Below are 19,776 nucleotides of genomic sequence, written 5' to 3' on the forward strand. Positions count from 1 at the left end.
CAAGTCACCGCGCGCCATCTGCGCATCACCGCGAGGCGCACGCCTTCTCACCCTTCCATTCGCGTTTTCGTCGGCATCGCCGTCGATGAAGGCCACAATCGGTTGATTGCCGAGAACCGCCTCTCCAGCAAATCAATCCAGAGATCATCGATGCCTGAAGTTATTTTCACTGGCCCCGCCGGCCGCCTCGAGGGCCGCTACCACCCGGCCAAGCAGAAGAACGCGCCGATCGCGATGATCCTGCACCCGCATCCGCAGTTTCACGGCACGATGAACCATCAGATCGTGTACCAGTGCTACTATGCCTTTGCGCATCGCGGCTTTTCGGTGCTGCGCTTCAACTTCCGTGGCGTCGGCCGCAGCCAAGGTTCGTTCGACCACGGCACCGGCGAATTGTCGGATGCGGCCGCCGCCCTCGACTGGGCGCAGACCATCAATCCCGAAGCACGCGCCTGCTGGGTTGCCGGCTTCTCCTTCGGCGCCTGGATCGGCATGCAGCTCCTGATGCGCCGCCCCGAGGTCGAGGGTTTCATTTCGATCGCGCCGCCGGCCAACCTCTACGACTTCTCTTTCCTCGCGCCCTGCCCGTCCTCGGGCCTGATCGTGCATGGCGAGAAGGACGCGGTGGTGCCGCCGAAGGACGTCAACACGCTGGTCGAGAAGCTGAAGACGCAGAAGGGCATCGTGATCGACCAGCAGGTCATTCCCGGCGCCAACCACTTCTTCGACGCCAAGCTCGAGCCGCTGATGGAAACCATCACGGCCTATCTCGACATGCGCCTCGCAAACGTCCGTTGAGAATGGCATGGGCGCGTTCGTAGCCCTGCTGCGAGCCGTCAATGTCGGGGGCACCGGCAAGCTGCCGATGACCGAGCTCGAGGCGATGTGCGAAGAGCTCGGCTTCGGTGCCGTGCGGACCTACATCGCCAGCGGCAATGTCGTCTTCACCAGCCGCAAATCGGAAGCCGCAATCAAGGCCGCACTCGAAAAACGGCTGCACGCTTACGCCGGTGCGCCGGTCGGCGTGCTCCTACGCAGTGCGGCCGAGGTGGCAGAGGTTCTGGTCCACAATCCGTTTCCCAAGATGGCGCCCAATCGCACGGTCGCGATCTTCCTCGACAAGGCGCCACCCGCGGACACGCTCGCCGGAATTCGCGGTCAGAGGACCGAAGAGATCAAGCTCGGCCGCCGTGAGATCTATGTGCACTACGGCGAAGGCATGGGGACGTCAAAACTCGCCATCCCCGCCGCCAAGACAGGCACGGCGCGCAACATGAACACGATCGCGACGCTGGCGAAGATGGCCGCGGAGCTCTAAGCCAGCTTGAGCGCGACGATCCCCATCAGCACGAGCGCGATGCCGGCAAGCTTCATCGCACTCATGGTCTCGCCGAATAGCGCGACGCCCATGACGAAGGTGCCGGCGGCTCCGATGCCGGTCCATACCGAATAGGCGACGCCGACCTCGAGCACCTTCAAGGCGCGGCCCAGAAGGACGACGAAAGATGCGAGCAGCACGATCGAGACCATGCTCCAGCTCGCCCGCGTGTAGCCTTCGGCGTATTTCATCGAGATGGCCCAACCGACATCGAGCGCGCCGGCGATCACCAGCATCAGCCAGGCCAAAGATTGCGACATGGCTCAGGCCGCAAGCTTCAGCAGGTGCGCATCATGGCGCACGAGAAACGCGCGCAGCAATTGTGCATAGTCCGCGCCCACCGCCGTGCGGACGCTCGGACGTTGCGCGAGCTCCGCGCGCCAGCCGCGAACCTTCGGCACATCGCGGAAGATGCCGTGATCGGTCAGCTCGTCGAACAGGTCGAAATAGCGAAAGACCGGTGCGAAGACCGCATCGACGAGGCTGAGCGTTGCGCCGGCGAAATAAGGTCCAGGGCCGAGTGCAGCTTCCACGCGCGCGAATTTCGCGGCCAGCGCCTGACGCTTGCCCTCAAACGTCGCCGGGTCCGTCGCGGTCTCGAGTCCCCAGAGATCGCCGAGGATTGCCGAACCAAACTCCATCCAGGCCCGATGCTCGGCACGCTCGAGCGCGTCCGCGGGGTGCAGCTTCGTAACGCCTAGCGTCTCCTCGATGTACTCGCAGATCACGTTGCTCTCGAACAGCGCGACTTCGCCCTTGTCGGTCGTCACCACCAGCACCGGTACCTTGCCGAGCGGCGATATCTTCAGAAACCAATCGGGTTTGTTGGCGAGATCGATATCGACCCGCTCGAAAGGCACGCCTTTCTCTTTCAACGCGATCACCGCGCGCTGCACGTACGGGCAAAGCTTGTGGCTGATGAGTTTCAGTGAGGCGGTCATGGCGTTGATCCCGGCGGTTCGATGCAACTGCATCCAATATAGATGCACTTGCATGATTCCGTCAAGATCAATGCACTTGCATCAACCAGGCGTGACCTCGGGCAATCGTCCTCAGGGTCTGGCGATCACGCCTCCGGTCATTGGCATCGGCACGCCCGTGGTGGCCGGATAGGACAGCGGCAGGCCCTTCAGGCCGCGCGCGGCGAGGAAGCCGAAGGCCTGCGCCTCGATCGCGTCGGAGGCCCAGCCGAGCGTCTCGGCGGCCTCGACGGTGGCCGAGCCAACACGCTCCCGCAGCATCCGCAGCATGGTGAGGTTGCGGGCGCCGCCGCCGCAGACGATCCAGCACCGCGGCCGCCGCGGCAGCAGCGGGATGACGCGAGCGATCGCGGCGGCGGTGAAGGCCGTCAGCGTCGCGGCACCGTCGGCGGGCAGGACATCGCCGAGCTTCAGGACGGCAAAGTCATTGCGGTCGAGCGACTTTGGCGGCGGGCTTGCGAAGAACGGCAGGCCAAGCGCTCGCCCGATCCAGGCTTCATCCACCTTGCCGAGCGCTGCAAACTTGCCTTCCGCATCGAACGCCTGATTCATGGTGCGGTACATGAAATCGTCGAGCAGCGCGTTGCCGGGCCCGGTGTCGCAGGCGATCAGGGTGTCGTTGCCGTCGATATAGGTAATGTTGGAGACACCGCCGATGTTGACCACGACGATTGGCCCCTCACGCGCCAGCGAATTGGCGAGCGCGCGGTGGTAGACCGGCACTAATGGCGCGCCCTGCCCGCCGGCCTCGACATCGGCGGCGCGGAAGTCGTGCATGACAGGAATATGGATCGCCTTGGCCAGGGCCAGCGCATCGCCGATCTGCACCGTGAGCCGCCGTTCGGGCCGGTGCAGCACGGTCTGGCCGTGGAAACCGACGATGTCGATCTCCTCCGGCTTCATCCGGTTCTGGGCGACAAAGGCCGCGACGGCCTCGGCATGCGCCAGCGTGACGGCGCGCTCGGCTTCGGCCAGGATCCCCGGCCGGGCATCGCGTCGCGGCAAATGCACGGCCTCGGTCAGCGCCTGGCGCAACAGGCTGCGCTCGGCTGGGCTATAGGGCCGGTAGCCTGACGGTCCGAACGCTTTCACCTGCTTTCCGTCGGTTTCGATCAGCGCGACGTCCACCCCGTCCAGCGAGGTGCCGCTCATCAAACCGAGTGCCGTCAACATCATCTCGAGCTGGCCTCGACGCCCCCCGCCCCGACGCCTGACTTGTATCAAACAAGCACATCTTATAATGCCACAACGCGCATATTTGCGGCAGCCCGGCTGGCGCGGGTTCCTCAACTTGCGGCAATGATCGTAAAATAAGAATGATCAGGTTCGCCGACAGATGACTGCATTTAAATCGGATTTCCTCACTATCCTGCAAGAGCGTGGCTTCATCCACCAGTGCTCCGATTTCGAGGGGCTGGACGCCCTCGCCGCCAAGGGCGAGGCGATCGCCTATGTCGGCTACGACTGTACCGCTCCCTCGCTGCACATCGGCAACTACCTGACGATGATGATGCTGCACTGGTTTCAGCAGTCCGGCAACAAGCCGATCACGCTGATGGGCGGCGGCACCACCATGGTCGGGGACCCCTCCGGCAAGGACGAGACGCGCGCGATCCGCACCGTCGCCGAGATCGAGGCCAACAAGGCGTCGATCCGCGGCGTGTTCGCGAAGGTGCTGCGCTACGGCGAGGCCAAGAGCGACGCCGTCATGCTCGACAACGCGGAGTGGCTGACCAAGCTCAACTGGATCGAGATGCTGCGCGACGTCGGCAAGCATTTCTCGGTCAACCGCATGCTGACGATGGACTCCGTGCGCCTGCGCCTCGAGCGCGAGCAGGAGATGAGCTTCATCGAGTTCAACTACATGATCTGCCAGGCCTACGACTTCGTCGAACTGGCCAAGCGGACCGGCTGCCATCTGCAGATGGGCGGCTCGGACCAGTGGGGCAACATCATCATGGGCGTCGATCTCGGCCGCCGCATGGGCGCGCATCAGTTGTTCGCGCTGACGACGCCGCTGCTGACCACCGCCTCGGGCGCCAAGATGGGCAAGACCGCGCAGGGCGCGGTGTGGCTCAACGCCGACCAGTTCAGCCCTTACGATTTCTGGCAGTACTGGCGCAACACCGAGGATGCCGACGTCGGCAAATTCCTGAAGCTGTTCACGACGCTGCCGATAGCTGAGATCAGGAAGCTCGAGGCGCTCGGCGGCTCCGAGATCAACGAGGCCAAGAAGGTCCTCGCGACGGAAGCAACCGCCCTGCTGCATGGCCGCGACGCCGCGAACGAAGCGGCCGAGACCGCACGCCGCACCTTCGAGGAAGGCGCGCTTGCCGAGAGCCTGCCGACGGTGGAAATTCCGCGCGGCGAGTTGGAAGCCGGCCTCGGCGTGCTCAACGCCTTCGTCAAGGCGGGCCTCGTTGCCTCCAATGGCGAAGCACGGCGCCAGATCAAGGGTGGCGGCCTGCGCGCCAACGATGAGCCGGTCACCGACGAGAAGATGACGCTCACACCGGGCCACCTGACGCCTGAAGGCGTGATCAAGCTGTCCTTCGGCAAGAAGAAGCACATCCTGCTCAAGCCTGCATAGGCGTATGTGGTTTTGATGCTTGTCAGGGCGTGCCGAAGCGCGCTCCCTGAGGAGCAATGGATCAGAACACGCCCAAGGAAGCGGCCAGGGAGCGAGGAAGCACGCAGCAAGGTGCGGTGCGCACCGCGCTCGTCGTGCTCGCACTGTGCTTCACGCTGGCCGTGCTCGGCCGCGGCCTCAGCGAGAGCTTCACCGTCTTCCTCAAGCCGGTTTCCGAAAACTTTGGTTGGGCCCGTGCGCAGGTCGTCTCGATCTATTCGCTGACCTGGCTCATCAGCGGACTGACCGCGCCGCTGGTCGGCCGCCTGTTCGATCATTCCGGACCACGCATCGTCTACGCACTCGGCTTGTTGCTGCTCGGCTCGGCTTTCCTGATTGCGGCGCACGCGCAGTCGCTCTGGCAATTCCAGTTCTCGATCGGGCTCTGCGTCGGCATCGGCGTCGCCTTCATCGGCAACGTGCCGAACTCGATCCTGCTCGGCCGCTGGTTCGGGACGCGATTGCCGACCGCGATGGCGGTGGTCTATTCCGCGATGGGCGGCGGCGTGCTGGCGCTGCTGCCGGCCTCGCAGCTCCTGATCGATCACCTGGGCTGGCGTGAGACCTACCAGGTCTACGGCTTCGCCGCGCTCGGTCTGCTGGTGCCGCTCATGCTCCTGCCCTGGCGCATCTTCGCGGCCGGCTCGCCTCATGTCGCCAAGAAGACCGATCCTGAATTCATCGACAATGGCTGGACGCTTCTCAGCGCGATACGTCACCATGCGTTCTGGGCGCTTTTCTCGACCTTCTTCTTCACCGCGGTGGGCATGTACTGCATCGCAGCGCAGATCGTCGCCTATCTGATCGATGCCGGCTTCCCGCCGCTTCAAGCCGCAACCGCCTGGGGCTTCTCAGGTGTCGTGCTCGTGTTCGGCATGTTGGGCGTCTCCGCGCTCGACGGGCTGATCGGGCGCCGCCCATCCGTGCTGCTCAGCTACGCGATCTCGATCCTCGGCATCTTCCTGCTCTGGCTGCTTCAGTATTATCCAAACGTCATCCTGCTCACCGGCTTCGTCGTCTGCTTCGGCAGCATGATGGGCTCGCGCGGGCCGCTGATCACGGCAACCGCGATGAAGATCTTCAGGGGCAAGCGGGTCGGCACCATCTTCGGCACGATCTCGATCGGCAGCGGGCTGGGCTCCGCCTTCGGCTCCTGGAGCGGCGGCCTGATCCACGACGCTACCCACGGCTACAACGCGCTGCTCGTCTTCGCATTTGCGAGCGTCGTGCTCGGGATGATTCCATTTCTGGTTGTTCCCGCCTTGCGGCGCTAGGTCTCGCAAAGGTAACTTGAGTTCCTCTGCGTCACCGGGGAACTGCAGGCCGACGCGGCGGTTGGACCCGCAAAATAATGCGGGTGGCACGCGGTTGAAATTGCAGCCTGCGGTGTTTTGTCCGACATGACGAAAATGTCAGCGCGAATTGATCCGGCGCAGCTTGCAGGGCGGAACCGAATGCGGTCCTAGTCGCCGCATTGGATGAAGGGCACAAACCAATGAACTTTCCCTACCTCACTCGCTTTCAACCGGTTCTCTTGAGCCTGTTTCGCTTCGTCACTGGACTTTTGCTGTTCCAGTACGGCGTGGCCAAGCTGTTCAAGTTCCCGGTGCTTCCCTACTTCGCCGACATTCCTCCGCTGATCTATGTGGCCGGCACGCTCGAACTGGTGCTCGGCGCGACGCTGATGCTCGGCCTGTTCACCCGCCTCACCGCCTTCATCCTGTCGGGTGAGATGGCCTTCGCCTACTTCATGGGTCACATGCTCAAGACTGGCACGCCGGTGTTCCTGCCGCTGCTCAATGGCGGAACCGCCGCGATCCTGTTCTGCTTCGCCTGCCTTTACATCTCGGCCGCGGGCGGCGGTTCGGTCAGCGTCGATGCGCTGATCGGCAAGGAGAGCGACGCACCGGGTGGCGCCTTCGCGCGGCGCTGAGGCGCGCTATTGACTCCCACGTCACGAGACGGCGTCGGCAATCGGCCGGCGCCGCTCAGCGCGAGCCCAGCACGTTCCAGATCAGGACGAGGGCCGCGACGAGCAGCACGGACATGATGAGGCGGTGAACGAATCGGTTCATTGCAGGTCCGGCCAGGCGCAACAGCCACCAAAATCTGAGATCGTTCTTTCCAAGCGAGTGTCCCGGCACGCGGCTGATCGTCGCTAACGGCGCGCCAGGCTGCACCCGTTCGACAGCGTTCGTGCCGATCCCGTCGCGCTGTCACCGGAGTGCGCCGACGGCAGTTCGTCGATCGGCGCGTTTTGTTGCTTGCCGGTGTTGAACTCGAATATCTTGCGGAACAGTCCCGGCGCCATCGCCGAGATGGGGTTCACGCGCATCGACGGCTTGTCCGGCGTACCGACGACCTCGTAGGTGACGCCGATCAATCCCTCGTTGTTGCCGCCGCCGAGAAAGATTCCGAAGAGTGGAATCTGGCCGAAGATGTTGTTCACGCCGTACATCGGCACGAACGTGCCGCTCATGCACACCTGATTGCCGGGATAGTCGATCGAACCCTCGATGGTGGCGCCGATCATCGGACCTTTCACCACGCCGTCGCGGATCGTCAGCGCGCCGTTCTGCCGCGTGAATTCGGCACGCAACGCACTGAAGGAAACCCCGCTCCCGGTCCCGTTGGGCGCACCCGCCGCAACCCGATCGAGCTGCGCCTCGCCCCTCACGGTGAAATCGCGCACGTTGATGAGGCCTTCCCTGGGTACCGAAGCATCGGCCGCAGGAGGCTCCATTGCCACCACCATCTGGCCGCCGACCGCCTTGGTATAGGTGTCGGTGAACTTCAGCAGCGAGCCGGCATCGTTGGTCTGGAGATAGATCACCTCGCGGCTGCCCTGCGCGCGGCCGCCGCGCAGATCGGCCGCCACCGGGGTGTTCTGGCCGATCCTGCCGCTCAGCGTGAACGCCTTGATGGCCCCTGCTCGCTTCGACATCTTGGCGTCGACGCTGCGCATCGTCTCGCCGTTGAACCCGGCGACCGTGCCGAGCTTCACGTCGATGTCGAAATCGACGTTCTTGAGCTTGCTCTTGCTGTCGTCCTTGGAATTGCCTGAGATCGCCGACTTCAGGAAGCCGCGGCCGTCGAACACGTCACCGCGCATGGTGCCTCGCACCACGCCGTCCTGACCGCGCTCCACCTTCAACGAGGTCTTGTCTCCATCGGACGGCGAGTAGATCGGGAAGTTCGCATTCATGAGGTCGCCGTTCGGATCGACCTCCAGCGAACCCTTGATCGAGGCGCCGCCGCCTTCGATGACGATGTCCTCGAGCCTCGTCGATTGCGCCGTCGGCACCACCTTGAAGGTGGCCTTGCTCGATTTGCCCGGCAGCTTGACCCAGCCGGGAAGGATGTTGTCGAGCTTGACCGAGGTCAGGTCGGCCTCGATACCGAGCTTCGTCGTCTGCTCGGGGCCGCCGGCAATCTTGCCCGACACCTTGATCGGAACGGATCCGCTGACCGCGGGACTGAGGTCGAAGCCGAGACGGGCGCGGCCGGCGTCGTCCAGCGTCGTCTGGAGCTTGACGTCGGCATCGCCATCGGTTGCCTTGCGGTAGTCGAGCGAGGCCGCTTGCCCGTTGATCTTGACGTCGCCCTTGACCTGATAACCCTGGTTGTTCGCAACGATCTTGAGATTGTTGGCCTCGAGCTTCTGGTTCATCACGAGCTTGTCGGCGGCAAATCCGTTGAGATCGGCGGTGACGGCGTAGACGGTATCCGCCTTGGTCAGCTCGCCCTTGACCGGCATGCCGAGCTGGATGTTGGCCGTGAACGTGCCCTTGCTGGTGTTGGGATCGACGACGGTCGACGACAGATCGCTCAGCCGATCGTTCGCCAGCATCTCGGCCGCCGCAGGTACCGGACCGTCGACGCGGAAGCGCGTCCGCGACGGCGATGGCTTCGGCGCCATGTCAGGCACTTCGAAGGTGAAGTCGGAAATCGTGATCTTGCGGCCCGCAGGCGTGTCGGCAATGCCCTGGGCGATATTCACCGTGGCGGTGCGTCCGGTCACGTGCGCCTTGAGGTCGGCATCGTGCACGACAGGCATGCCGTCGACGGGGCGGACCGCGACGCCGCTTGCCACGATATTGACAGACAGGCCGTCGTCGGGAATGGGCGGTCCCTTGCGCGGAAGGTTGCGCGTCGGCGAGTTGACGCCGACCTCGATGCGCTGAAGCGTCCCGCGCTCGATCCGCTCGATCACCCACTGGCGCAGTTCGGGCACGACGAGCGTCGGCCACATCCGCTTCAGGGCGGAGGCCGACATCGGCGTTCCCGCAAAGCCAAGCGTCAGGCGCGGCTCGCCGGAATAGTCGATCGCACCGGTGCCGGCGACGCCGATCTCGCCGTTGCTGATATCGGCCTGCGTCAGCAGCATGCGCTTGTGATCGGTGTCGAAGCGGAAGCCGATCGCGATGCGGTTGAAGACGAGCGGCGGCTCGTTGTCGATGCCGCCGAGCAGGATCGAGCCTCCGCTGAAGCCGAGTTGCCAGTCGTTGGTGGTGCCATTCGGCGGCTCCAGATGAGCCAGCAGGGTCACGCGATTGGCGCCCGAGAGGATCTTGAAGGGTGCGACCAGCACCCGGCGTCCCGCATCCCACTCGACGTTGATCTCGGCCGAGTCGATCGCCATCGGATAATCGGGCGTGTCGGTGTCGATGATGTTGCCAGCGCCGACCGTGACCTTGCCGCGAAAGAACGTCGGCACCCCGTCACGACCGAGTTCGCCCTTCATTTCGCCGGTCAGGGGCAGATCGGCCGTATAGGTGAGATCCTTGACGCGCAGCGCCAGCAGGATGTTGGAGGTCGAGACCTTGTCGGCGCGGATATCGACCGAACGCACGCCATTCTCGGTGGGACCGATCGTGGCACGCAGCGACCACGGATGCGCGCCCTCCTCGCCGAGGCTCAGCGTGACACCGCCTTGGCTCGGCCGGCGCAGGCTGAGCGTGATGTTCTCGAACGTCCATTTGCTGCCGCGCTGCTGATCGTCGACGATCAGGTTGCCGTTCTTGAGACCGATCTCGTTGAGGTTCTGGCCGTCGAGGCCGGTCATGCTGAGGCTGTCGAGCCAGTCGAGGCCCTGAAGAATTCCACTCTGCTGCGGTGTCGGCCGAGGTGCGGCCTGAGGCGCGTCCGGGGTTGCGGGGGCCATCCCGAACGGCGGCGGCGGGACGCCGTTGCGCGGGAATGTCGGCGGCAGGCCCGCTTGCTTCTTGGACGCGACACCGGTTGCGAGCGGCTTGGCCGTGTCGCCGGCGGACACCGTGACCGTCCCGTCAGGCGCGATCCGGATCGCGAGCTCGGCATCGACGAGGTTGAGGCTTTCGGCGCGCAGATGCCCGGTGAGAAGCGCGACGCCCGAGAGCCTCACCTCGGCCTTCGGGGCGCTGGCAACGATGGCATGGTCATGATCGCGTACGATGATGTCGCGGATGCGCACCGCAATCCTGATACGCCCCGCGCGCTCGATCTGGGTGCCGCCCACCTCCACGGTGTTGCCGTGGCCGATATTGTCCTCGATCGCGGCAGCGAGCCAGGGCGTTGCCATGTCGAGATTGATCGGGCCGGCGCCAAGTCGCCACCACAGAGCGCCAAAGCAGCCGACGAAGATGACGATCATGGCCCCAAGAACGACGGACATGCGGCGCAGCCAGCGTCCGCTCGGCAGCATCCGCCGGAACGCCGAGAAGCTGTCGCCGATGCGGAAGCGCGAGCTGGAACGCGATAGCAGGCGGCGTGCGCGATGCCCCGCCTCCTCTTCCTGATCCTGATCCCAGTCGGCCTCGTCCCACTCCGGCTGCTCGTGATGGCCGCCGTGCCGATCGAAATCCCGATTGTGATCCTGGGGCGACGTATTCCTTGCCATTGCCTCTCGATACAGGCGCCCATCGTGGGATTGAGCGCCGCCGGGGCCGCAACCATTGACGGGAATCGACGCTCCCCGCCCCGGCATTGCCGCCATACCTCTGATGTTCCTGCTGTTCGTCATTTCGCCCCGGGAGCGCGTTCAACGAGCAGTGGGGTGGTGCGTGGAATTCCTTGTAACCATACTCCGTCGCCCCCAAAATTGCCCAGCCGAGGGCGCGAATCCGGCACACCGGACGAGAGCTGCAATACCGCTTCGGTTGACCCGCCGAAAGCGACGAAAGGAAGGCGTATGTCCAAGAAATCCCGAAAGAAATCGTCCAAAACGCCCTCCGGCAATCCGACGGCTAAGAACAAGGCCCTGAAAACACGGGCATCGACTCGAACACGCAGCGCGAAAATCCAGCCGGCATCGCCAGGCAAATCAACCAAGACGGGCGCGAAAGCAGCATCGCATAAGGCCGCATCGAAACGGTTAAAATCTTCTGAAAAGGCCTCCGAGCCCGCCGCGGCATCGGCCGGTGCCAAATCCGCGCTGGCCGAGGGCCAGACGGCCCCTGCGTTCCGCCTGCCTCGCGACGGCGGCAACGTCGTCACGTCGGCCGATTACGCCGGCCAGAAGCTCGTCCTGTTTTTCTACCCCCGGGCCGATACGCCGGGCTGCACCCGCGAGGCGATCGACTTCACCCGCCTCAAGGACGCCTTCACCTCTGCCGGCACTGCCGTGCTCGGCATTTCGGCCGATCCGTTAAAGGCCCAGGAGAAGTTCCGCGACAAGCACGGTCTCGGTATCCCACTGATCTCGGACGAGCAGCACGAGATGCTGGAGGCCTACGGCGCCTGGGGCGAAAAATCCATGTACGGCAGGAGTTTCCTCGGGATTCTTCGCACCACGGTGCTGATCGGTGCCAACGGCAAAGTGGCCAGGATCTGGCGCAATGTCCGGGTTGATGGACATGCTGACGAGGTGCTGGCCGCGGCAAGAAGCCTTTAACCAGCTCGTTAAAATCGGGCGCTCCCGTTTCCGGAAAATTAACCATGACTGGCTCAGATTGCCGCGGCAATTAGGCCGCAAGGAACCGTTCCGACCGGCGCGGGAGTGCCGATGTCGAAAAGTTCTGCCCAATATTCGCAGTACCCCCAGCATCATCCCCGCGACCACGGACGGGCCTTCCATCGCCGTCCTGCTGCCGTGGCGGCGGCGGCGATTCCCCTCCCCGATACCGACGACGCCTACACCATCCAGCATCACGGCAAGCAGGTTCGCCTCGGGCCGGTCGTGTTCTGGATCGTGGTCGGGACCGTCGTGCTCCTCGGACTCTGGTCGGCAGCGACGGCCACTTATTTCGCTTTCCGCGACGACGTCCTGACCCGGCTGATCGCCCGTCAGGCCGAGATGCAGTATGCCTATGAGGACCGGATCGCCGAGCTGCGGGCCAAGGTCGATCGCGCCACCAGCCGGCAGCTGCTCGACCAGGAGCAGTTCGACCAGAAGCTCGACCAGATCATGAAGCGCCAGACGGCGCTGGAGTCCCGGGCTACGGCGCTCGGCGCCATGCCTGATGTCACGGGATCGATTCCCCGCGCAGCGCCGCAGCGTGGCGAAGCGAACCAGACGACGATGCAGGGCACGCCAAAACCGTCACCGATCAGCGACACCGTGATCTTCGTGGCGCCCCCCGACCGCGAAGCGCGGCTGGAATCGCGCGCGCCTGCCGTGGTCGCCCCGCCGGTCAATCAATTCGCCAAGAACCAGGGGTTCGACAATGTCCTGGCCCGGCTGACGAACTCGCTCGATCAGGTTGAGCGCCGGCAGGTCGCAGCACTCAATGCCGTCGAGGAAGGCATGGATTCGCGGATGCGGCGGATGCGCGGCGTGGTCAGCGACCTCGGCCTGAACCTCGCCAATCTCGAGGCTGCCGTGCCGCGCGCCGCAATGGGCGGCCCGTTCGTGCCGGTGAAGCTCGCGGCGAACGCAGGGCCGTTCGAGAAGCAACTCTATCGCATCAATGTCACGCGCGCCGAAATGGATCGGCTCAATCGCACGCTCGCGCAGGTGCCTTATCGCAAGCCCGTCGTCGGTGAGGTCGAGTTCACCTCGGGCTTCGGCATTCGCAGCGATCCCTTCCTCGGCCGGCCGGCGATGCACACCGGCCTCGACTTCCGCGCCGCGACCGGCGATCCCGCACGCGTCACCGCCAACGGCAAAGTGGTCTCGGCCGGCTGGTCCGGTGGTTACGGCCGCATGGTCGAGGTCGATCACGGCAACGGGCTGTCGACCAGGTACGGCCATCTCTCCGAGATCAACGTCAAGGTCGGCGAGATCGTCAAGATCGGCCAGGTCATCGGCCTGGTCGGGTCGACCGGCCGCTCGACCGGCCCGCATCTGCACTATGAAACCCGCATCGACGGCGAAGCCGTCGACCCGCAGAAATTCCTGCGCGCCGGCGTGCGCCTGAGCGCGGGTTAGAGCCGCGCCCTGCACTTCCAGCGTGCTGAGAGCCTAGCGCCGGCCACCGCCCATCCCGCCTCCGGGACCTCCAAAGCCGCCACCACCCATTCCGCCGGGGCCCATCGGCCCGCCACCGGGCCCACCAAAACCACCGGGACCTGACGGGCCGCTTGGTCCTGACGGCGCGGAGCCGGGATTGCCACCGGGGACAGATCCGGGCGTACCCGGCGCGCTGGGCGGACTGTTGCCCGAGCCCGGCGCGCTGCGCTCCGGATGCATGATCGAGCTGCCCGGCGACCGGCCGGGATTGCCGCCGCCGGACGGAGGTGCGCCCGTCGCAGGGCCGATCGCCCGCGTCGATTCGACCTGCAAGCCACGCGAGCGATCGAACACGCCGTTGACGACCATGCGCGCCTCGCCCGCTGCCGGCCCGAAGCGCGAGCTGTCGCGGGCGACGAGCCCCGAGCCGAGTTGGAGGCTGGAGCCGGCGCGCTGCACATAGGCTTCGATCGACAGCCGGCTCGCGCCGACGAGATCCGAGAAATCCTCGATGCGGGTGCGCATGGCCTGCATCGCGCCCTGGCTCGTGCTGCCCTCGATCAGTACGCGCTGGCCGACCAGCAGGGGATCGACGCCGGTCAGCTTCAACCCGCCGATATGCAGGCCGTCGGGCCCGCGCTCGACCAGACCGGTGACGCGTTCGGCTGCATCCCTGCGCGGCTCGACCAGGCTTGCGACGATCACGCCGTCGGTCCGGCGCAAGCCGTAGACAGCCACATGCGTGCCGGCACGGAGCTTGCTGTCCTTGTTGCTCGCCACGATCTTCTGGCCGAGGACCGTCAGCTCGTTGCCCTTCACCTGCTCGATCGGCCCCGAAACCTCGCTCGCGATCGCGATGTTTCGCGTGACGAGCGTGCCGTCGGCCTGCCGCGTCGCGACCACGCGCGCGAGCTGGCCGATGCGCAGCGCCTTCGGGCTCGCCGCCTCGCCGTCGATGCGGACCGGCACGTCGCTCGCATAGGTGACGCGCTCGCCATTGACGTAGATGCTGCCGAAACGCTGGATCACGCCGACGATGCCGGTGCCGCCGATGCCGTGATCGTCACCGCGCGTGATTCCGGTCCCGCCGATACCTTGATCCGTGCCGCGCCTGACCTGCGCGCGCGCAATCGCGGTGCCGGCGAGCCAGAACCCGGTCAGCAGCAGACGGCGCGAAATCAGCGGCGGCCTGCTCATGAGGAGCTGCCCTCTTTGCCGGGGTCCTTGGCCTCGCCCACGTCATCGTCATAATCTTCGCTATAGATGTAGATGCCGAAGTTCCAGCGGGCGTCGCCGCCCTTGTCCTTCGCGAGCGCGCGGTTGGCCTCGCGGTTGGCGGTCTTCAGCGCATCCATCGCCAGCTCGCGCGAACGTGCCTCGAGGCGCCTGGCGAGCTTCGGCGAGATGTTGTTGTAATGGACGGCACGTTCGAGGAAGCGCGGCGCCGGCCCCGACACGTTCTCGGCGGCGGCCGCGATATGGTCGTGCAAATTGCGGCCGAGATAATGCCATTTGCTGTCGTCAGCACCGCTCGGAACGAACGCCGCCTCCACCAGTTCGATCTCGTCGTCCGCATTGATGGTCACGAGCTTGCGGTCGACCCATTCGTCGAGCACTGCGCGCGGGCGAACGTCCTTGGTGACGGAGCCGACGAGCTGCTCGAATGACGGCGCATCGCCTTCGGCGGTGCGCGGCAGTGCCAGCGGCTCGCCCCTTGCATCGGTGAACTCGGGCGCCGCGAGCCAGCGCGCGATCACCGCGCTCGTCAGCGACAGCGCCGCCGGCGTCTCGTTCACAGGCGCGCCGGCGCCGCGCAGGCGCGCGACCTCCTTGCGGTGGATGCCGGTGAGCAGGCTGACGCGGCTGTCGGTCTGCTCCTTGCCTTCAAGCGCGAAATCATGCTCGGCGACGTTGACGAAGAGCTCGCGGAGCAATTGCGCCAGTGCCGGAAAGGTCATGCCGCTGCGGATACAGAGCCGCACGAGCGGGCGCAGCAGCCGCGCCAGCGGCGCGTGCAGCTTTTTCGCGGCATTCGGCTCTGGAGCCGCCGCTTTGGGCCCGGACTTGGCATTCATGTCTGAATTGTACGCGCGTCACACGTGGGACACAATCCCACATTTTCCCATTACGCGATTGACGTGGTAAATTTTCCCACATATACGAAACGCCACTGAGGGCGCGACGTAAAGGGACTAAACCCATGGCTGACCGCTTGGTCCGCATTTCCAGTTCACCGCGTGCCGTGCCGGCTCCCGACTGGGGGCGCGGCGCGATCGAACCGATGCTGCCGGCCCTGCTGCGCGGCGTGATCTTCTTCTCGGTGCTGGCAGCACCGTTCGTCGCAGCACTGCTCGCGGGCTGACGCCATCATGCAAAACACCAGCGAACTCCCGCGCCGTCCGTCGGTGCTGCACATCTTCAAGATCTACTATCCCGACCTGTTCGGCGGCACGCTGACGGTGATCCGGGACATCTGCGCCAGCCTGCAGGACGCCTTCGCCTCCGCCGTGCTGGTCTGCTCGCAGTCGGCCGAGAAGCGCCAGATCGTCGTCAACGACGTGCCGGTCGAGCGCGTCCGTTCGTTCGGCAACGTGCTGTCGCTGCCGGCCGCGCCCACCTATCCCTGGCGGCTGTGGCAGAAGATAGCCGAGCACGATCTGCTGGCTCTGCATGCGCCCTTCCCGCTCGCCGATCTCGTCTTTGCCTTCGGCTTCGGCCGCAAGCGGCCGCTGGTCGTGCACTGGCACGCCGACATCGTCACCCATGCGGGCCTGCGCTGGTTGATCCAGCCCCTGATGCGGCGGACGCTGCGCCTGGCCAAGGCGATCATCGTGTCCGACCGGGTGCTGGTGGACGAGACGCCCTTGCTGCGGGAATTCGCTGACAAATGCCAAGTCGTGCCGTTCGGCATCGACACCGATGTCTACGACTGGCCGAAGATCGAGCCACACCACGTCAACGACCGCGGCCGCCTCGTGCTCGCCTGCGGTCGGCTCGTGCCCTACAAGGGGTTCGACGTGCTGATCCGCGCGGCCGTCAACCGCAACTTCGAGGTCTGGATCATCGGCGAAGGCGCCGAGCGCGCCAGGCTCGAGCAACTGATCAGCGAGCTTGGCCTCGGTGATCGCGTCCGCCTGCTCGGCTCCGTCAATGATTGCGAGCGCATCAAGCTGATGTGCCTCGCCGACGTCTTCGTGATGCCATCGGTCACCAACGCCGAGACCTTCGGCCTCGTCCAGCTGGAAGCCATGGCCGCCGGCCGTCCCGTGGTGAACACCGCGCTCGACACGGCGGTGCCGCGCGTCGCCCGTCACGGCATGGAAGCGATCACCGTGCCGCCCGGCGACGCCGAAGCGCTCGGCGAGGCCATCGACACCCTGATCAGCGATCCCGAGCGGCGGCGCCGCATGGGGCTTTCAGCCCGGACCCGCGCCGTGAGCCGGTATTCCGCCGCAGCCTTCAAGGACGGCATGGAATCCGTCTACCGCGCCGCCGTCGCGGCTCCATGCGACAGGCCCGTGCCGGCGGACGATCATGAGAAGCAGAAAGGCTGGTTCGACAGCATCCGGATCGCCGCGGCGCTGGCCTGGTCCGACATGCGTCATCGCTACGTGCGCTCGCTGCTGGGTCCATTCTGGATGTCGCTCCAGATGGCGATCGTGGTTGCAGTGCTCGGTTCGGTGATCGGACAGATGTCGAATGCCGACATGCTGGCACGCCTGCCCATGCTGGCCCTCTCGATGACCGCATGGACCTTCCTCAACAGCGTCGTGCTAGATGCTACCACCGCGCTGCAGAACTCTGCGAGCCTGATCCGCGACCGTGCCCTGCCGCCGGTGATCTTTCTGCTCCAATGCACGTTCCGCCAGGGGCTGTTCGCCCTGCACAATGCCTGCGTCCCGCTCGCGCTCTGGCTGCTGCTCACGCCGCATCATCTCTCCGGTGGGCTCGCGGCGCTGCCCGGCCTGTCGCTGTTCGTGATCTGCACCTTCGCCCTCAGCCTCGTCCTCGGCGCACTGGCGACGCGTTATCGCGACCTCAAGCCGATCATCGAATCCACGCTGATGCTCGCCTTCCTCGCCTCGCCCGTGATCTGGTCTTCGGACATCATCAATCACCGCTCGACCGTAATGCGGCTCAATCCGCTGACGCATCTGTTCGCGGTGTGGCGCGAGCCGCTCGTCGGCGGCCATGTCGATGCGACCAGCATCATCTATGTCCTGGTGACGCTGGCGCTGCTGCTCTGTGCGAGCGTGCTGACACTGGTGCATTTGCGCAAAGCCGCCTTCTGGATCTGACCGATGGCCGAGATCAGCTTGCGCAATGTCTGCCTCGACTATCCCCTCTACGGCGCCTACGACTTTTCACTCAAGCGGAGGCTGCTCGGCCATCTCATCCGCGAAAAGGGTGAGATGCGGATCATCCGCGCCGTCGACGACATCACCTTCGAGGCCGAGGCCGGGGCGCGTATCGGGCTTGCAGGCCCCAACGGATCCGGCAAGTCGACGCTGCTGCGGTTGATCGCAGGCGTCTATCCGCCGAGCAGCGGCCGCGTGGCGATCCGCGGAAATGTCGTGCCCCTGCTCGGCCTCAATGCCGGAGTGAACCTCGACTTCATCGCCGAGGACAACATTGCCCTCTTGCTGCGGATCAGCGGCCGCAAGCCGACGCGCGCCGTGATCGACGAGATCTGGGCCTTTACCGAACTCGAGGAGCGCATGCAGCGGCTGCCGCTGCGGATGTTCTCCTCGGGCATGCTGATGCGCGTGCTGTTCGCGACCGCGACCGCCTTTCCGGCCGACATCCTCCTGCTCGACGAATGGCTGAGCGTGGTCGACGAGCATTTTGCCGAGAAGGCCGAGGGGCGCCTGCAGAACCTGGTCTCGCAGGCCGCCATCGTGATCATCGCCTCGCACGACCTGCCGCTGCTGCGCCGCACCTGCACCAGCATCATCAATCTGGATCACGGCCGCATCGCCTCGACCGTCACGGTCGAGCAACCGTCGGCTCCTCCTTTCGAGCTCCGCGAGATCAGCGCATGAAGCAGAGTATCCTCGTCGTGTCCGAGTCGCTCGGACAACCCAACCACAAGCGCGGCATCTTCCACTTCACCCGGGAATTGACGCGCTCGCTCGCCTCTGAGGGCCACGAACTCACATTGCTGGTGGAGACCTCGAAGCGTTACCGCAAGCTGTGCCGGCGCGAGCGCCGCACGAAGCTGTTTCCGGCGCAGTCGCGCAACATCGAGCTGCTCGCGCTCTATCGCTTTCTGGACGAAGTCAACGTGAGCGGACCGGTGACGCTCAGCGGCACGCGGCGCAAGTTCGACTGGCTGCGCCACAGGGTCGGCATGTTGTTGTCGCGCGACAATTTTCTCTGCCTCCTCGGCGCGATCGGCCTGCGTAGCCTGCACGCGCGGCTGATCGAGAACAGGACCGCCGCGCTCGAATACATTCCGCCGGATCTGAGCCATCTCGAACTGTTTCGCGACTTTCAGCTCGAGCCCGGATTTTTCAACTATCAGGACTCCTCGGCCTTCTTCCTGCTGCCGCCGCCACGGATCGACGCGCGCGACTACGACGTCATCGTCGTGGATACACCGACACGGGTGGCGATCAAGCGCAGGCCGGACACCAAGGTCATCTGCGTGATCCACGATTTGTTGCCGCTCACCGACCTCAAGCTCAGCGACATCGCTACGCGGCAGTTCCTGGCGCGAATCCGTACCAGCCTGCGTCAGGCCGACGAACTCGCCTTCGTTTCAAACTACAGCATGATGCGGTTCAGGGAACTGTTGCCGCAATTTGCTCACCTACCGGCGCGGGTCGTGTATCCCCGCACCCGGTTCGACGCTCCGGATGTCCTGCACCTCCCAGCCCCGTCGGGGCGTCCGGGGCGGCCGAACTTCGTCATCATCGTGTCGAACGAGCCGCGCAAGAACGTCGCCACGGTCCTTCGCGCCTTTCGCAACATCCCGCAGGCCGATCTCGTGGTGATCGGCTACGCCGGCCAGATCAGCCGGATGAGCAATCTTCCGAAGAATGTCCGTTTCGCCGGTTATGTCGACGAGCAGGAGAAGGCCGCGCTGATCGCGGAGGCACACGGGCTGATCATGCCTAGCCTGGCCGAGGGTTTCGGCATCCCGATCATCGAGGCGCTCGCCGCCAATACGCCGGTGCTGTGCTCCGACATCACCGTGTTTCGTGAGGTCGCGGGCGAACTGGCCGATTATTTCGATCCGTTCTCACCTGAGTCGATCGTCGCCTCCGTCACCAGGGTGCTGGCGCGACAGGAGGAAGCTCGCAGCAAGATCCGGGCGCGCCGCTCCGAGCTTGCGGAGCGCTTCGGCTACCAGACCCAGGCCCGCGACTTCATGGGGCATTATCTGCCGCCGGAACGACTGGTCGCGGCGCAGTAGGCT

At 65.1% G+C, this 19,776-nt stretch carries 17 protein-coding genes; 11 read left to right on the top strand and 6 right to left on the bottom strand.

Annotated elements, in window-relative coordinates; genetic code table 11:
• Positions 1 to 150 precede the first annotated feature (150 nt).
• Both XH90_RS20145 and XH90_RS20150 read left to right on the top strand, forming a co-directional pair.
• The gene (locus XH90_RS20145) at positions 151 to 798 is read left to right on the top strand and encodes an alpha/beta hydrolase (RefSeq protein ID WP_014495555.1); all 648 of its coding nucleotides are present in this window, start codon (positions 151 to 153) and stop codon (positions 796 to 798) included.
• 7 nt (positions 799 to 805) lie between these two features.
• Positions 806 to 1,318, top strand: a complete 513-nt coding sequence (locus XH90_RS20150) for a DUF1697 domain-containing protein (protein WP_194476097.1) — start codon at positions 806 to 808, stop codon at positions 1,316 to 1,318.
• Here XH90_RS20150 and XH90_RS20155 read toward each other — a convergent pair.
• The 3 genes from XH90_RS20155 to XH90_RS20165 all read right to left on the bottom strand — a co-directional run bounded on the left by XH90_RS20155 (position 1,315) and on the right by XH90_RS20165 (position 3,534).
• Positions 1,315 to 1,638, bottom strand: coding sequence for a multidrug efflux SMR transporter (locus XH90_RS20155; RefSeq protein WP_194476098.1), 324 nt, complete (start codon positions 1,636 to 1,638; stop codon positions 1,315 to 1,317). The two genes, XH90_RS20150 and XH90_RS20155, sit on opposite strands and share 4 nt — an antisense overlap.
• 3 nt (positions 1,639 to 1,641) lie before the next feature.
• Positions 1,642 to 2,319 carry a glutathione S-transferase family protein gene (locus XH90_RS20160; protein ID WP_194476099.1) on the bottom strand — a complete coding sequence of 226 codons (678 nt, stop codon included), beginning with the start codon at positions 2,317 to 2,319 and terminating at the stop codon, positions 1,642 to 1,644.
• A 111-nt stretch (positions 2,320 to 2,430) separates the two neighbouring features.
• Positions 2,431 to 3,534 (bottom strand): anhydro-N-acetylmuramic acid kinase, encoded by a 1,104-nt coding sequence (locus XH90_RS20165; protein WP_194476100.1) that lies wholly within the window; start codon positions 3,532 to 3,534, stop codon positions 2,431 to 2,433.
• Between the two features lie 160 nt (positions 3,535 to 3,694).
• Between XH90_RS20165 and tyrS the strand changes: the two genes are divergently transcribed.
• The 3 genes from tyrS to XH90_RS20180 all read left to right on the top strand — a co-directional run bounded on the left by tyrS (position 3,695) and on the right by XH90_RS20180 (position 6,920).
• Positions 3,695 to 4,948, top strand: coding sequence for a tyrosine--tRNA ligase (gene tyrS / locus XH90_RS20170; RefSeq protein ID WP_194476101.1), 1,254 nt, complete (start codon positions 3,695 to 3,697; stop codon positions 4,946 to 4,948).
• 56 nt (positions 4,949 to 5,004) lie between these two features.
• Entirely contained in the window at positions 5,005 to 6,261 is a 1,257-nt protein-coding gene (locus tag XH90_RS20175) for an MFS transporter (RefSeq protein WP_194476102.1), read from the top strand.
• A gap of 221 nt (positions 6,262 to 6,482) precedes the next feature.
• On the top strand, positions 6,483 to 6,920 hold the full coding sequence (locus tag XH90_RS20180; RefSeq protein WP_194476103.1) for a DoxX family protein: 438 nt from the start codon (positions 6,483 to 6,485) through the stop codon (positions 6,918 to 6,920).
• A 225-nt stretch (positions 6,921 to 7,145) separates the two neighbouring features.
• Here the strand turns inward: XH90_RS20180 and XH90_RS20185 are convergent, their stop codons facing one another.
• A complete protein-coding gene (locus XH90_RS20185; protein WP_194482744.1) occupies positions 7,146 to 10,952 on the bottom strand; it encodes a DUF3971 domain-containing protein in 3,807 nt (1,268 codons plus the stop codon).
• Positions 10,953 to 11,156: 204 nt separating this feature from the next.
• Here XH90_RS20185 and XH90_RS20190 point away from each other — a divergent pair, with 204 nt between their 5' ends.
• Positions 11,157 to 11,858, top strand: a complete 702-nt coding sequence (locus XH90_RS20190; RefSeq protein WP_194476104.1) for a peroxiredoxin — start codon at positions 11,157 to 11,159, stop codon at positions 11,856 to 11,858.
• Positions 11,859 to 11,969: 111 nt separating this feature from the next.
• A complete protein-coding gene (locus XH90_RS20195) occupies positions 11,970 to 13,334 on the top strand; it encodes a M23 family metallopeptidase (protein WP_194476105.1) in 1,365 nt (454 codons plus the stop codon).
• A 33-nt stretch (positions 13,335 to 13,367) separates the two neighbouring features.
• Here the strand turns inward: XH90_RS20195 and XH90_RS20200 are convergent, their stop codons facing one another.
• Together XH90_RS20200 and XH90_RS20205 are read right to left on the bottom strand one after the other, a co-directional pair.
• Positions 13,368 to 14,552: a DUF5666 domain-containing protein gene (locus XH90_RS20200; protein WP_194476106.1), complete on the bottom strand. Its 1,185-nt coding sequence runs from the start codon at positions 14,550 to 14,552 to the stop codon at positions 13,368 to 13,370.
• Positions 14,549 to 15,430, bottom strand: coding sequence for a DUF6502 family protein (locus tag XH90_RS20205; RefSeq protein ID WP_194476107.1), 882 nt, complete (start codon positions 15,428 to 15,430; stop codon positions 14,549 to 14,551). Before XH90_RS20205 ends, XH90_RS20200 begins: the two co-directional genes overlap by 4 nt.
• 125 nt (positions 15,431 to 15,555) lie before the next feature.
• Here XH90_RS20205 and XH90_RS20210 point away from each other — a divergent pair, with 125 nt between their 5' ends.
• From XH90_RS20210 to XH90_RS20225, 4 genes are read left to right on the top strand one after another with little or no spacing between them, the layout of a single operon-like run.
• Positions 15,556 to 15,717 carry a hypothetical protein gene (locus XH90_RS20210; RefSeq protein ID WP_194476108.1) on the top strand — a complete coding sequence of 54 codons (162 nt, stop codon included), beginning with the start codon at positions 15,556 to 15,558 and terminating at the stop codon, positions 15,715 to 15,717.
• Positions 15,718 to 15,724: 7 nt separating this feature from the next.
• Positions 15,725 to 17,653 carry a glycosyltransferase gene (locus tag XH90_RS20215; RefSeq protein ID WP_194476109.1) on the top strand — a complete coding sequence of 643 codons (1,929 nt, stop codon included), beginning with the start codon at positions 15,725 to 15,727 and terminating at the stop codon, positions 17,651 to 17,653.
• Between the two features lie 3 nt (positions 17,654 to 17,656).
• Positions 17,657 to 18,397 carry an ABC transporter ATP-binding protein gene (locus XH90_RS20220; RefSeq protein ID WP_194476110.1) on the top strand — a complete coding sequence of 247 codons (741 nt, stop codon included), beginning with the start codon at positions 17,657 to 17,659 and terminating at the stop codon, positions 18,395 to 18,397.
• The gene (locus XH90_RS20225; RefSeq protein ID WP_194476111.1) at positions 18,394 to 19,773 is read left to right on the top strand and encodes a glycosyltransferase family 1 protein; all 1,380 of its coding nucleotides are present in this window, start codon (positions 18,394 to 18,396) and stop codon (positions 19,771 to 19,773) included. Before XH90_RS20220 ends, XH90_RS20225 begins: the two co-directional genes overlap by 4 nt.
• The last annotated feature ends 3 nt before the right edge of the window (positions 19,774 to 19,776 follow it).

Origin of the sequence: Bradyrhizobium sp. CCBAU 53338 (genome assembly GCF_015291665.1) — a bacterium.
In the GTDB taxonomy this organism is placed as follows: Bacteria; Pseudomonadota; Alphaproteobacteria; order Rhizobiales; family Xanthobacteraceae; genus Bradyrhizobium.